The organism is Kaistella jeonii (assembly GCF_000812865.1).
Lineage (GTDB): Bacteria > Bacteroidota > Bacteroidia > Flavobacteriales > Weeksellaceae > Kaistella > Kaistella jeonii.
Genome location: NZ_JSYL01000006.1, coordinates 56,048 through 69,510 on the forward strand (window position 1 = coordinate 56,048; position 13,463 = coordinate 69,510).

14 protein-coding genes and 1 tRNA gene are annotated in these 13,463 nt (G+C 35.7%); 6 read left to right on the forward strand and 9 right to left on the reverse strand.

The window, feature by feature from the left end; genetic code table 11:
- Positions 1 to 156 precede the first annotated feature (156 nt).
- Together OA86_RS09885 and OA86_RS09890 are read left to right on the forward strand one after the other, a co-directional pair.
- Positions 157 to 1,500: a sigma-54-dependent transcriptional regulator gene (locus OA86_RS09885; RefSeq protein WP_039352405.1), complete on the forward strand. Its 1,344-nt coding sequence runs from the start codon at positions 157 to 159 to the stop codon at positions 1,498 to 1,500.
- Between the two features lie 61 nt (positions 1,501 to 1,561).
- On the forward strand, positions 1,562 to 2,872 hold the full coding sequence (locus OA86_RS09890) for a sensor histidine kinase (protein WP_375600437.1): 1,311 nt from the start codon (positions 1,562 to 1,564) through the stop codon (positions 2,870 to 2,872).
- 152 nt (positions 2,873 to 3,024) lie between these two features.
- On the opposite strand, the gene OA86_RS15690 is transcribed toward OA86_RS09890, so the two are convergent.
- From OA86_RS15690 to OA86_RS09905, 3 genes are all read right to left on the reverse strand, one after another.
- Complete coding sequence (locus OA86_RS15690; RefSeq protein ID WP_074781406.1) at positions 3,025 to 3,192, reverse strand: transposase; 168 nt, start codon at positions 3,190 to 3,192, stop codon at positions 3,025 to 3,027.
- Between the two features lie 447 nt (positions 3,193 to 3,639).
- Positions 3,640 to 3,724, reverse strand: a tRNA-Leu gene (locus OA86_RS09900).
- A gap of 113 nt (positions 3,725 to 3,837) precedes the next feature.
- Positions 3,838 to 4,602: an MBL fold metallo-hydrolase gene (locus OA86_RS09905; RefSeq protein WP_039352411.1), complete on the reverse strand. Its 765-nt coding sequence runs from the start codon at positions 4,600 to 4,602 to the stop codon at positions 3,838 to 3,840.
- A 56-nt stretch (positions 4,603 to 4,658) separates the two neighbouring features.
- Here OA86_RS09905 and OA86_RS09910 point away from each other — a divergent pair, with 56 nt between their 5' ends.
- On the forward strand, positions 4,659 to 6,086 hold the full coding sequence (locus OA86_RS09910; protein ID WP_039352559.1) for a nicotinate-nucleotide adenylyltransferase: 1,428 nt from the start codon (positions 4,659 to 4,661) through the stop codon (positions 6,084 to 6,086).
- 12 nt (positions 6,087 to 6,098) lie between these two features.
- Positions 6,099 to 6,548, forward strand: a complete 450-nt coding sequence (locus tag OA86_RS09915; protein WP_039352414.1) for an XrtF-associated fRMsr-like GAF protein — start codon at positions 6,099 to 6,101, stop codon at positions 6,546 to 6,548.
- Between the two features lie 70 nt (positions 6,549 to 6,618).
- Here OA86_RS09915 and OA86_RS09920 read toward each other — a convergent pair whose 3' ends face one another.
- Entirely contained in the window at positions 6,619 to 7,089 is a 471-nt protein-coding gene (locus OA86_RS09920) for a GNAT family N-acetyltransferase (protein WP_039352415.1), read from the reverse strand.
- Between the two features lie 217 nt (positions 7,090 to 7,306).
- Entirely contained in the window at positions 7,307 to 8,641 is a 1,335-nt protein-coding gene (locus OA86_RS09925) for a dihydrolipoamide acetyltransferase family protein (RefSeq protein WP_039352418.1), read from the reverse strand.
- Between the two features lie 130 nt (positions 8,642 to 8,771).
- On the opposite strand from OA86_RS09925, the gene OA86_RS09930 reads away from it, so the two are divergent.
- Positions 8,772 to 9,065: a putative quinol monooxygenase gene (locus OA86_RS09930; RefSeq protein ID WP_039352420.1), complete on the forward strand. Its 294-nt coding sequence runs from the start codon at positions 8,772 to 8,774 to the stop codon at positions 9,063 to 9,065.
- 2 nt (positions 9,066 to 9,067) lie between these two features.
- Positions 9,068 to 9,685: a peptide deformylase gene (locus OA86_RS09935; protein WP_052257475.1), complete on the forward strand. Its 618-nt coding sequence runs from the start codon at positions 9,068 to 9,070 to the stop codon at positions 9,683 to 9,685.
- 11 nt (positions 9,686 to 9,696) lie between these two features.
- Here the strand turns inward: OA86_RS09935 and lipB are convergent, their stop codons facing one another.
- From lipB to OA86_RS09955, 4 genes are all read right to left on the reverse strand, one after another.
- Entirely contained in the window at positions 9,697 to 10,455 is a 759-nt protein-coding gene (lipB, locus tag OA86_RS09940) for a lipoyl(octanoyl) transferase LipB (protein WP_039352566.1), read from the reverse strand.
- A 176-nt stretch (positions 10,456 to 10,631) separates the two neighbouring features.
- Complete coding sequence (gene trpA, locus OA86_RS09945; protein ID WP_052257476.1) at positions 10,632 to 11,414, reverse strand: tryptophan synthase subunit alpha; 783 nt, start codon at positions 11,412 to 11,414, stop codon at positions 10,632 to 10,634.
- A gap of 184 nt (positions 11,415 to 11,598) precedes the next feature.
- Entirely contained in the window at positions 11,599 to 12,780 is a 1,182-nt protein-coding gene (trpB, locus tag OA86_RS09950) for a tryptophan synthase subunit beta (RefSeq protein WP_039352424.1), read from the reverse strand.
- Positions 12,781 to 12,807: 27 nt separating this feature from the next.
- A complete protein-coding gene (locus OA86_RS09955; RefSeq protein ID WP_039352427.1) occupies positions 12,808 to 13,437 on the reverse strand; it encodes a phosphoribosylanthranilate isomerase in 630 nt (209 codons plus the stop codon).
- Positions 13,438 to 13,463 lie beyond the last annotated feature (26 nt).

Below are 13,463 nucleotides of genomic sequence, written 5' to 3' on the forward strand. Positions count from 1 at the left end.
TATAATCTTATAACTGCTTGGAAATGTGATTAAAAATCATTTTATTAATTTTAAAACTGTTCATTATCGGACACTTATTGTGCGGAAACGGACATTTTGAATTACAATGTGCAAAGTAAGCGGTAAATTGTACCCTATAAAAACTCAACATAAACAATGCGAAAAAAAGAAGCCCATATTTTAATTGTCGATGACGACGAAGATATTTTGTTCTCGGCAAGAGTCTGGCTCAAGAAGTTTTTCTCAGAAGTGAGCTGTCTGAGTCAGCCAAAAAACATTATCAAATTTTTGACAGAACATCAAGTAGATGCCGTGCTTCTGGATATGAATTTCCGGAAAGGTTTTGAAAGCGGACAAGATGGTTTGTATTGGATGCAGGAAATAAAAATGCTGGAACCGCAACTTCCGATTATTTTAATGACCGCTTATGGTGAAGTGGAATTAGCAGTTGAAGCCCTTAAAAATGGCGCATCAGATTTCATTTTAAAGCCCTGGAATAACGAAAAATTATATGCTTCTGTAAATCTTGCGGTTGATATTTCCAGGAAGAATAAGAAATTAAATCAGTGGGAAAATGTCAGTGTCAAAACCAATCAATATCAGTTGAAAACCCAATCTTCTGAAATGCAGGAGGTGATGGATCAAATCACGAAAGTAGCACCAACTGACGCAAACGTTCTATTATTAGGAGAAAACGGAACAGGAAAATACGTTTTGGCAGAGCGACTTCATGAGTTATCTGAGAGAAAAAATCAACCATTTGTTCACATCGATTTAGGAAGTCTATCTGAGAGTTTATTTGAGGCAGAACTGTTCGGATACAAAAAAGGAGCTTTTACAGATGCACAACACGATTACGCCGGAAAAATAGAAAATGCCGAAAATGGAACAGTTTTTCTGGATGAAATTGGAAATCTTCCACTTCATCTTCAAACCAAATTACTAAGTTTAATTCAAAATCGAAAATTATCTCGTCTTGGAGAAAGCAAAGAACGATTATTGGACGTGCGTTTTATTTTTGCAACCAATGAAAACCTTAAAAAGGCCGTTACCGAAAACCGTTTTCGGAAAGATCTTTATTATCGAATAAATACGGTAGAAATGCAAATTCCGAATTTGAGAAACCGGTTGGAGGATATTTCGACATTGGCAAATTATTTTCTGGAAAAGTACAAACAGAAATACCAAAAACCTCTTTTAAACCTTAATGAAAATCTGACTGAAGAATTGATTTCTTATTCCTGGCCCGGAAATATTCGGGAACTGGATCACTGTATTGAAAGAAGCGTGATCCTTTCCAGTGAAAATACAATTAAATTACTGATGCCTCAAGATGAAGATTCGGACAAAACAATTACGAATCTGAACATCGAGGCAATGGAAGAAATTCTCATTAAAAAAGCTCTGAAAAAACACAGAGGAAATATTTCTCTCGCGGCCGAAGATTTGGGATTATCCAGAGCAGCATTGTACCGAAGAATGGAAAAATTTGAATTATGAAGTGGTTGTTATTTGAAAGTTGTCGGTTGATAGTTTGTGAATTTGGAATCAATTTATGAATTTGAATCGCTACACATGGCTCATTTTTATTCTACTGGCAATTGTCTGTGGAATATTTGCTTTTGATTTTTATATTCAGAACAAATGGATCAATTTAAGCTTGTTTGCTTTGATGAGTATCATTTTTATCATTTTTGCGAAGATTCACGCGACCTCTTCCATTCAGAAAAGCGAAAAAATATTGCTTTCCATTCAGAAAAAAGATTTTTCACTTTTCCCAAAAACTGAACAGAATAATCTGATTGACAATGCTGTAAAACTCTATTATCAAAGTAAAGAAGAACATCTTTCGCTTTCCTCATATAAACTTTTGTATGAAGAAATTTTGAATCAACTGGAAATTGGACTAATGATTCTCACGGAGAAAAAGGCGGAATGGGAAGTTTTTTATGTTAATCCAACCTTTTTGGAAATCCTTCAAATACCAAGATATAATTCCTGGAATTTGTATGAAGATAAAACGCCTGATTTCTATAAAATCATCCAACAAACGAACTACGAAAACTCGCAGGAATTTTTCGATATTTCCATTAATGAAAATGTGAAACAATCGTTTTCTTTGAGAACAAAAAAAGTGCAGAATATAAAAAACCGTTTCTGCATTATCAGTTTAGAATCTGTCCAGAAAATCATTGAGCAAAAAGAAAAGCTCGCCTGGAATAATTTGATGAAAGTGATTTCTCACGAACTTCTAAATACTTTAACGCCGGTAAACAGTCTTATTCAAAATTTAGAATATATTGCCAATCAAGATGTTGTAGAAAAAGAAGATCAGGAAGAAATGAAAGAAAGTCTGATGATCATTAATTCAAAATCTAAACAATTACTGAATTTTGTAGATGATTACCGACAAGTTGCAGAACTGCCGAAACCGGTTTTCAAAACTATTTCTTTAACCAATATTGTAGAATCTGCGCTTAATTTCTTAAAACCAGAATTTGAAAAAAACGGAATTACGATCGTCAATTCATTGGAAGATCAAACGGTTTTTGCAGACCAAAAAATGATCGAGCGATGTTTGATCAATCTTTATCTAAATGCAATATATGCAGTTGCCGACGAGTCAGAAAAGACCATCAAAACAGAAATAAAAACCTTTAATAAACGAATTATTTTAAGTGTAGAAGACAGCGGAATAGGAATTCAAAAGGAAATTCAGGATAAGATCTTTCTTCCATTTTTTACGACGAGAATCAGCGGTTCAGGAATTGGACTTACGCTAAGCAAAAGCATCATTGAAGCGCACAAAGGGTATCTTAATTACAAACCATTGAAAGAAGGAAGTCGTTTTGAAATTTGGTTTTTGAAATAATGCGATTCTGCTTTATATTTTTTCTTTCAAAAGCAATCTATCGCAAATTGGTCTGCTTTTCCATTTGAAATAACGGCTGCAACTTACTTTTAGAACCTTACACATTTTTTCAATCGGAAAAAAATATTCATGAGTTTTAATAAACTGATATTTCAGCGACCGCTCTTGGAAAAAATGCTGATTGCTTTTTTTAAGATGTCCCTTTCAAGTTCTGCATCTTTAAGTTTTTTCTCCAATTCATGAATTTTCTCCTGTTCTACCGTCAGTTTCAGTTTCCCATTACCGGGAAAGCTTTCTGTTCCAAACTCTTCGAATTCCATCCTCCATTTTTAAAACAACGTGGCCTTAATACCCATTCTCTGGCTAATTATGAAATAGTGGTTCTTTCGTTACTCATTTGAACCTCTTTAGTCTTAAAAGCTGGATCATAAATTTCCCGCTCTTGTTTCATTTAAAAGGGCGGTCGCTTGATTTACTTTCACTTTAATGTTTTCATTTCATCATTATATTTTTTCTTAAAATTAGTAGATTGTTTAGTGAAACTTAGAATCAATTAGTTATTTCGGAAGATTAAAATATTTTTTTTCCGGTGAACTAAAAGTCATAAATAACCACATTCATTAAAACGAAGTATGAAATATAATTTTTAAAAAGTATGAAATATCATGACGAATAATTGATGTTTTTCAAAAATTCGGAAAGATTGCGGACATACAGAATAGCTAAAAAATAAAAAACCTCTGTTAATCAATGATTACAGAGGTTTTTGGTACCCGGTGCCGGAATCGAACCGGCACATCTTGCGATACTAGAGTTTGAGTCTAGCGCGTCTACCAATTCCGCCAACCGGGCTTTTTAAATTGGTGTGCAAATATAGAATTATTTTTTATCTAAGGAAAATTATTTTGTAAAATTTTGAGCATTTCTGGCGTTTCTTGAAACAAAAAACTTTAAGTAACTGATTTTCAAAACTCCAGTTCTAATCCATCAAAAGCAAGATGTACATTTTCTGGGAGTTCGCTTTCAGTTTCGGCATGTAGTCCTAAGTGATGTGAAATATGCGTGAGATATAATTTCTTTGGCTGGAGTTCTTCAAAAAGTTCTAAAACCTGAGGTAAGATAAAGTGCGCAGGATGAAGATCTTCTTTCCGAATACAGTTTAAGATTAAATAATCTAAATTTTTTAGTTTTTCTTTTTCAGTCTCTGAAATAAAACTTGCATCTGTGATGTATGCAAGGTTTTTAAACCTAAATCCTAAAACTGAAATTTTATAATGCATCACTTCAATGGGAATTATTTCCGTATCAAATAAATCAAAATTTCCCTCAATTTCATGCAGGTCAAAAGAAGGCGCTCCAGGATATTTTACATCTGCAAAAGCATAAGGAAAGCGATTCTTAACTTCAACTCCTACTCTTTTATTACAATAAAGATCCATATTTTTTTTACTGCGAAAAATTACGGGACGCAAATCATCTAACCCAATAACGTGATCATTGTGTTCGTGGGTAAGTAAAACCGCATCAACATTGTCTTCTTTATTATTGAGCATCTGAATGCGGAAATCCGGACCACAGTCAATCAATATTTTTTTTCCAGAATCTGTGCTGACTAAAGCCGACGATCGAAACCGATTATCTTTTGGATCTGTTGAACTGCAAACTTCGCAGTGACAACCAATAACAGGAACTCCTTGGGAAGTTCCAGTTCCTAAAAATTTCAACTCCATTTCTTTTGAGGTTGGTATATTATTGGTAAATTTACAAAAAATATGAATTGCTTGTGATTAATCAGAAATTAACTCCTAAACAGAAAGCTTTAGCCATTAATTTAGACGCCGATATTTACGGGACTTTTGCCGAGATTGGTGCAGGTCAAGAAACGGTGCGTCATTTTTTTAGAGCAGGAGGTGCTTCGCAAACCATTGCAAAAGCAATGTCGGCTTATGACAAAGATTTTAGTGACGCGATCTACGGAAAAGAAGCTAGAAACAGATATGTTACCCAAAACCGTCTGCGAAAAATGTTGCGTTATGAAGTTTCATTAATCGAGGAACGTCTTTGTCGGGAAAACAATCCCGGAAGAAAATTCTTTTCCTACGCGAATACCGTGACAACGATCAATTTTGACAAAACCATGAAAGGTCATGGTTGGGTTGGTTTGAGATTTCAGCTCGATGAGAAAGAAGATTATAATGAAATTGTGTTTCATGTAAAATTCAATGAAAACGACACTACTCTGCAACAAGAAACTTTGGGAGGTCTTGGAGTTAATTTAATTTACGGAGCTTTCAACTATTCCGATAATCCGAGAAGGTTAATTGAATCTTTATATGACGATATTTCTACAGATAATGTTGAAATTGATATGATTGATTTCAGTGGACCCGCTTTTACTTATGTAGATAATCGCCTGATGAGTCTGCAACTTGTAAAAAATGGGATGACTGATGCGGTAATTTTTAATCCACAGGGAAATAATATGCTACCTGCAGATATTTTATATAAGAAAAATATTTTCGCAGTTCGTGGGAGTTTTCGCCCAGTAACATTGGTGAATATCGATATGTTCGAGAAAGGTCTTGAAATGTTTATGAAAGATTCGGAGTGTAATTTTGATGAGAAAGAAGTTCTTTTTGAAATTACGATCTCAAATTTAAGAGCAGCCGGTGATATTGATGAGCGCGATTTTCTGGACAGAGTTGATGTTTTAGCGAAGTTGGGCTACACTGTTATCATTTCAAATTTCTCCGAATATTTTCGCTTGATTGATTATTTCGCAAACTATACGAGTGGAGAAATAGGAGTCGCAATGGGCGTTAACAATCTTTTAGATGTATTTGATGAAAATTATTATAAAAGTCTCTCCGGCGGAATTTTAGAAGCTTTCGGGAAATTTTTCAGAAAAGGAATGACCGTGTATCTTTATCCTTACAAAGATCCTGAAACTCATGAATTACTGACCTCTACCAATTTAAAGGTGAGCGATAATTTAAAGGAGTTGTATAAATATTTCAAACTCAATCAAAGGATCGTAGATATCAAAAATTATAATCCTGATTTCTCCGAGATTTATTCCCGAGAAATTCTCAATAAAATTGCAAATCACGAAAGTGGTTGGGAAAAACAAGTACCTGCAGATGTTGCCGATATGATCAAGGAACGCGGAATGTTTGGCTATAAAGAAGAATTAAAACTAAAACAGTTTTCCTAAAAAAATAAAAAAATGTCAGAAATAAAAAAACGTCTTTCTTCAATATTAGAAAGTCCAAATCACAATACAGAAGTTAAACTTCAGAAAATCTGTCATCTTCTCGATCAGGAAATTCCTTATTTCAACTGGACGGGATTTTACTTTAGAAACGGACATAAAGAAGAATTAATTCTGGGACCTTATGTTGGTGCAGAGACCGATCACACCGTAATTCCTTTTGGTAAGGGAATTTGTGGACAGGTTGCAGTTTCTAACGAAACTTTTGTTGTTCCTGATGTTCATGCTCAAGAAAATTATTTGAGTTGTTCTATCGCAACGAAAGCAGAGATCGTAGTTCCGATTATCAAAGATGGCAACAACATCGGTCAGATCGATATTGATTCTCACGAGTTAGACCCATTTACTGCGGAAGACCGCGAAATGCTGGAATGGTTGTGTGACGAGATCGCGAAAATAATGTAGTTGAAATTTTATTACAATAAAAAAGTGTGGGTTTTTAGAAATCCACACTTTTTGTTTTTATGAGCGTTTGTTATTTTGCTAAATCCGCGATTCCTTGTCCATCCAAACGATAAACGGTCCATTCATTCATTGGTTTTGCGTCAAGTGATTCGTAGAAGTCGATTGCGGGTTGATTCCAGTTGAGAACGGACCACTCCATTCTGCCACAGTTTTCTGCCTTTGCAATTTTAGTCAGTTCGATGAGCAATGTTTTTCCATACCCTTTTCCGCGGTGTTCCGGCTCGACATAAAGGTCTTCTAAGTACAAACCAGGTTTTCCTAAGAATGTTGAAAAATTATAGAAATAAAGGGCAAATCCAGCCGGAATTCCATTTTCTTCGCCGATGATGACGTGCGCGAAGTTTTTCTCAAATATATTTTCCCGAAGTTCTTCTATGGAAGTCACGACTTCATTTTCCATTTTTTCGTAAACGGCGAGTTTTTTAATCAAATCAAAGATGACTGGTGTATCTTCTGGGGTGGCTTTTCTAATCGTGAACATTTCTTTTTATTTTAGAAATCAAAGTTAAGGTTTTTGCCAGAATTTTATTTAAAAATCCAACCGTAACCAGCCCCGATTGAACGGCCTGTTTGAGCTCTTTTTTTGATGTTGGAATATGTGGTGGCGAAAAAAAGCGAGTAGTGAAAGCGGGATTTAGCTCCTAAAAAAAACCTCCAGAACGTATTCTGAAGGTTTTAATTTTATATTTATTGAGATCTTAAATCTCTGTATCTAAATCCCAGTTCTGTAAATAATCGTGAACATGTTTCAGGAACATTCCGCCCAGAGAACCGTCTACAACACGGTGATCGTAAGAATGCGACATGAACATCAAGTTACGGATCGCAATGACGTCGCCGTCTTTGGTTTCCAAAACTGCTGGTTTCTTAACGATCGCTCCGACCGCCAAAATAGCAACTTGAGGTTGCGGAATAATCGGCGTTCCCATCAAATTACCAAATCCACCAACGTTGGAAATCGTGTAGGTTGCTCCTTGCGTATCTTCAGGTCGCAATTTTTTATTTCTTGCTCGGAAAGCCAGATCATTGATCGCTTTTGCCAAACCTGAAAGTGAAAGTTGATCTGCATTTTTGATGACGGGAACAATTAAATTTCCGTCTGGAAGTGCGGTTGCCATTCCAATATTGATGTTTTTCTTTTTGATGATCTTATCGCCATCTACAGAAACGTTGATCATTGGGAAATCTTGAATCGCCTTTACAATTGCTTTTACAAAAATTGGCATATACGTCAGTTTCTCGCCTTCTCTTTTCTCGAAAAGATCTTTATGTTTCGTTCTCCATTTTACAACGTTTGTAACATCGGTTTCGATGAAAGAAGTTACGTGTGGTGCGGTATGTTTGCTTTTCACCATTGCCTCGGCGATGATTTTTCTTACACGGTCCATTTGGATGATCTCGTCGCCTTGTCCAACAACCATTGGTGTTGAAACTGGCGCTGCAGCTTTTGGAGCTGGAGTTGATTGTACTTGAACAGGAGTTTGAACTTCCGCTTGCTTTTGACCTCTTGTTGAAACAAAAGATAAAATATCTTCTTTCGTGATTCTGCTGTCTAACCCACTTCCTTTAATCGACTGCAATTCGCTTTCGGAAATATTTTCCTGTTGAGAGATCGATTTTACGAGCGGTGATAAATATAAATCAGAACCTGCAAAACTGGTTGCAGCTTTTGAACTTTCCATGGCTTCTTCCAGTCCTTTTACAACTTCTGAATCAACATTTGGAATTTGAGTTTTTACTTCTTCCGCAGATTTTGGTTCCTGTGGTTGTTCCGAAATAGTTTCTCCTTCTCCCGCAACTTCCAGGATCGCAATGACTTCACCAATTTTAGCGATTTCATCTTTTAGTTTCAGAATTTTTATAATTTTCCCTGAAACTGGTGTCGGAACATCGGAATCTACTTTGTCAGTAGCGATTTCTACAACAGAATCGTCTTCTTTTACCAGGTCTCCTTCATTGTACATCCAACTGATGATCGTCGCCTCCATCACGCCTTCTCCCATCGAAGGAAGAATTAATTTATATTCTGCCATTTTTCTTTTATTGATTCTTACAAAGATAAAAATTTTTACCGATTAAGAAAAAACGATTTTATGTCAACTTTTTTTATCGATTTTTCAAAAGTTCCGTTTTCAGTTCATATCTTTAAACTTTAAAAATATTATGAAGAACTTATATATCGTCGCGCTCTTTCATTTTAAAGAAAACGACATCATGGACGCTTTAGAATTATTAAGAAAACTGGTTATTGAAACCCGCAAAGAAGAAGGTTGTATACAATATGATCTGGTTGAAGACAATGAAAATAAAGGAATGTTCTTTATCACGGAAGTGTGGGAAAGTGTTGAACATCATCATCAACACAATGGAACCGACCATTTAACGCAGTTTAGAATTCAATCTGTAAGAATGTTAGAGAAGTCTGCGGAAGTTTATAAAGGATTTAAAACCTTTTAAGGATGAAAAAGACCTCCTTGCTTTTTGTTTTATTTTATATTTTATCTTCTGGACAAAAATATACAAAAGCTGAAATTTCCCTTATTAATCAAGGAAATATTGAAACGGCCCTTCCGATTTATCAAACGGTAGATTCGTTACAACACAAAGTTTTGCTCGATAGATCTTTGGATGCTGATCCAAAAGACAAAACCACCAAAATTTTGGTGAACCGAATGAAATTGGCACTGCTTTCCACAAAAAGTGGTGTCGGAATTGCAGGTCCGCAAGTCGGGATCAACCGAAATATTATTTGGGTAAAAAGAGTTGATAAAGTTGATAAACCTTTGGAATATTTGATCAATCCTAAAATTCTGTGGCGTTCCGAAATTTTAAATCTTGGTCCGGAAGGTGATCTTTCGATTGCAGTTTTTCGAGATTATTTTTACCGCAGTCAGATCATTCAAATAGAATATTACGATGTGGAGGGAAAACAACACACTGAAATCGTAGAAGGTTTTACCGCAGTTATTATGCAGCACGAAATCGATCATCTGTCGGGAATTTTAATTTCGGATAAAATTAAAAAGCAAAAATTAAAAAATTTCGAGAAAGTAGAATTTTACAAAGAGTTACAATAAAAAAATCACCTTTAAAAAAGGTGATTTCTATTATTTAATGGTGTTGAGCTGATAAATTTTGCTTCAAAAACTTCACAGAAGTGTTTTTTAATTTTCTCTTTGAGAATAATAATTTCTTCTTCAGAAAATTCGCGTTCCAACTCCCGTTTCAAAGAAGTCACCGTTTTATCTTTAATTCCACACGGAATGATATATTCAAAATAGCGCAAATCGGTATTCACATTTAAAGCAAAACCGTGCATTGTCACCCATTTTGAAGTTTTCACACCCATTGCACAGATTTTCCGGGCGTAAGGTTTTCCGACATCGAGCCAAACCCCGGTTTCCCCTTCAGATCTTTCCCCTTTCAACCCAAATTCTGCGATGGTGCGAATAATGACCTCCTCCAGATTCCGCATATACAGATGAATGTCGGATTTAAAATTATCAAGATCTAAAATCGGATAACCAACCAATTGTCCAAAACCGTGGTAGGTAATATCTCCGCCACGATTGGTTTTTACGTAAGTCGCGTTGATTTCTTCTAACCTTTTAGAGTTGGCGAGCATATTTTCTTCATGACCCGATTTTCCCAAAGTGTAAACATGCGGATGTTCTACAAACAATAAATAATTAGGAGTTAACTCTTGAATTTCATCAGTCCGGTCGCGATTTTTCAACTTTAAGGCAATGATTTCTTTCATCAGTTTTTCCTGATATTCAAAGGCGGGAAGATAATCCATCAAACCTAATTCCTGAAATTGCAAAGTTCTATTTTGTGTCGTCGTCATTGAAATTTTGATATTTTGGGCAATCCCCTTTTCTTGCGCTAATGCCAACGCTTGGGTCGGGCTCTCTGTTACAATTCCTCATTTCGGCGCGAGCGAAGCGAGCGCCTCCGTTCCGGGATTTCCACGTCGATCCCTATTGCGGGATTGCGTTTTAAGAGAAGACAAATTTACAAAATTTAATTCTTTATGCTATGAATAAAGTCTCTTCCTTTCTGTTTCCAATCTTCAGTTCCTAATAGAATTTTGACAAAAGCCGTTCCGATAATTCCACCTTCTGCTTTTTCGGTTACGTTCTCGAAATCTGTTTTATCTTTAATACCAAAGCCAATAAATACAGGGTTTTTTAAATCGAGTTCTGAAAGATGTGTCAAGTAATCTTCATTTTTCACTTCTTTATTTTCGTTTCCGGTGGTTGAAGAACTTGAAACGGCGTAAAGAAATCCTGAACTTAATTCATCTAAATATTTAATTCGTTTCTCGGAAGTTTCCGGCGTTACGAGGAATGTAAAGTTTAGATTGTATTTCTTCAGAATTTCGCTGTAATTCTTCTCAAATTCGATCGGCGGCAGATCTGGAATAATTAAACCGGAAACGCCGGAATCTGCACATTCTTTACAGAAATTTTCAAAACCAAAACTTAAAACAGGATTAATATAACCCATTAAAACGACGGGAATTTTTATTACGTCTTTCACCGTTTTCAACTGTTCGAAAAGTTTAACAATCGTCATTCCGTTTTTCAGCGCGATCTCGTGCGCTTTCTGAATCACTTCACCATCTGCAACTGGATCAGAATAGGGCATCCCGATTTCCATATAATCTGCTCCAGAATTCTGGATGGTTTTCATAATTTCCGTCGTGTCCTCTAAGTTCGGAATTCCTGCAGTGAAATAGATATTGAGTTTCTTTTGAGGCTGGATGTTGGTTGCTGGATGCTGGATGTTATTATCGTTGTTCATAATTTATTGTCGCTAAATTGATAATAGAATTGGATAAAATTCTTTTTATTTTAAAATTAATAATTGGAGGAGCGCGATCTGCGACCCGACCTGAGTGAAGCTCTTTGTAATGGTGGCTGAGCGAAGTCGAAGCCACCAATTAAAAAAGCGGGAATGGAGGGCGGAAATTGTCGCCCAAAATAAATTACAGATTCTGCAAATACATTTCTAAATCTTTATCTCCTCGCCCACTCAAACAAATCACGACGACATCGTCTTTCGCAAACTTTTTCTTTTCTAAAACCGCCAAAGCATGCGCGCTTTCCAAAGCCGGAATAATGCCTTCAATTTTTGTGAGTTCGAAGGCAGATTTTAAAGCTTCATCATCTGTAATGCTGAAAAATTCGGTTCTCTTTTCTGTAAATAAATTGGCATGGAAAGGTCCAATTCCCGGATAATCTAAACCTGCAGAAATCGAATGAGGCTCAATTACTTGTCCGTCATCGGTTTGCATGACAATACTTTTACTTCCGTGCAAAATTCCTAAAGTTCCAAGGAAAGTGGTGGCCGCAGATTTCCCCGAATCAAGTCCACAACCTCCTGCTTCAGCTGCAATCAGTTTCACGCTTTCTTCGTTGACAAAATGATAGAAAGTTCCGGCAGCATTGCTTCCACCACCAACACAGGCGATAACATAATCAGGATTTTCACGTCCGATCTTTTCGTTCAACTGCCATTTAATTTCTTCCGAGATCACACTTTGAAACCTCGCAACTAAATCCGGGAAAGGATGCGGTCCGACCACACTTCCAATGATATAATGCGTTGTTGTAGCATTGTTGATCCAGTCTCGTAAAGCTTCATTCACGGCATCTTTCAATGTTTTAGAACCTGAAGTTGCGGGAATTACCGTCGCACCCAACATTTTCATTCGCCCAACATTCGGAGCCTGTCTTGCGATATCAACTTCGCCCATATAAACAATGCATTCCAAATTCATCAATGCGCATGCAGTCGCGGTTGCAACGCCATGTTGACCTGCACCGGTTTCTGCAATGATTCGTTTTTTTCCTAATTTTTTAGCGAGTAGAACCTGTCCTAAAGCATTATTGATTTTGTGCGCTCCGGTATGATTCAGATCTTCACGCTTTAAATAAATTTGAGTCTGATATTTCTCGCTCAAATTTTTAGCAAAATATAATGGTGTAGCTCGACCTACGTAGTCTTTCAGCAAATCTCTAAATTCTTTTTGAAATTCAGGCGTGCTGATGATATCAATGTACTTTTCCTGTAATTCTTCTACGTTTGGATAGAGCATTTCCGGAACGAAAGCGCCACCAAATTCACCGTAATATCCGTTTTCATCGGGATTTCTATAATTTTTCATTTTATATTTTTTTCAATTCTTGAATAATCATACGAGATGATTTTTAAATTTTTTTATTTTTTCCAAGTCTTTATTTCCGGGGTCAATTTCAAATTTTGAATTGATATCTAAGACAAAAGGTTTTTGATTTAAAAATTTTATGTTTTCAATATTTTCTTCAGAAATTCCGCCACTTAAAAAGTACGGTTTGTTGATTTCTAAATCATTTAAAATTTGCCAGTCGAAAGATTTTCCTGTTCCACCGAACGATTTTGAATCGGTATCGAAAAGTATATAGTCAACCTCTGATTTTAAATTTTGGATTTTAAATTTTAAATTTTCTAATTCTGTTCCTATTCTAAAGACTTTGATGATTTTAATTTCATGACTTAGTTTTTTTCTTAATTCAGAAATAAATTCGTCGCTTTCGTCGCCGTGAAGTTGAATGAAGTTGAGTTCTGTCTTTGCAGAGATTTCTAGAATTTGTTCTATAGTTTCATTCACAAAAACTCCGACTTTTCCATGATGTTTGACTGATTTTATTTCTTTTAAAGTCAAGGAATTCAAAACATAACGTGGTGATTTTTCATAAAAAATGAAGCCTAAGAAATTGGTGTTCAAAGAAATTAATTCTTCAATTTGATTGAGTTTTGTGAGACCGCAAACTTTTAGTTTCATAATATGTTTTGGCTAAAGCCAGTTGA

Excerpts from the sequence above, each read along its gene's own strand:
- OA86_RS09935 (WP_052257475.1), top strand. The coding sequence starts at position 9,068 with ATGAAAAAGACCTCCTTGCTTTTTGTTTTATTTTATATTTTATCTTCT.
- trpA (WP_052257476.1), bottom strand. The coding sequence starts at position 11,414 with ATGAACAACGATAATAACATCCAGCATCCAGCAACCAACATCCAGCCT.
- OA86_RS09920 (WP_039352415.1), bottom strand. The coding sequence starts at position 7,089 with ATGTTCACGATTAGAAAAGCCACCCCAGAAGATACACCAGTCATCTTT.
- OA86_RS09955 (WP_039352427.1), bottom strand. The coding sequence starts at position 13,437 with ATGAAACTAAAAGTTTGCGGTCTCACAAAACTCAATCAAATTGAAGAA.
- OA86_RS09925 (WP_039352418.1), bottom strand. The coding sequence starts at position 8,641 with ATGGCAGAATATAAATTAATTCTTCCTTCGATGGGAGAAGGCGTGATG.
- OA86_RS09885 (WP_039352405.1), top strand. The coding sequence starts at position 157 with ATGCGAAAAAAAGAAGCCCATATTTTAATTGTCGATGACGACGAAGAT.
- OA86_RS09905 (WP_039352411.1), bottom strand. The coding sequence starts at position 4,602 with ATGGAGTTGAAATTTTTAGGAACTGGAACTTCCCAAGGAGTTCCTGTT.
- trpB (WP_039352424.1), bottom strand. The coding sequence starts at position 12,780 with ATGAAAAATTATAGAAATCCCGATGAAAACGGATATTACGGTGAATTT.
- OA86_RS15690 (WP_074781406.1), bottom strand. The coding sequence starts at position 3,192 with ATGGAATTCGAAGAGTTTGGAACAGAAAGCTTTCCCGGTAATGGGAAA.
- lipB (WP_039352566.1), bottom strand. The coding sequence starts at position 10,455 with ATGACGACGACACAAAATAGAACTTTGCAATTTCAGGAATTAGGTTTG.
- OA86_RS09915 (WP_039352414.1), top strand. The coding sequence starts at position 6,099 with ATGTCAGAAATAAAAAAACGTCTTTCTTCAATATTAGAAAGTCCAAAT.
- OA86_RS09930 (WP_039352420.1), top strand. The coding sequence starts at position 8,772 with ATGAAGAACTTATATATCGTCGCGCTCTTTCATTTTAAAGAAAACGAC.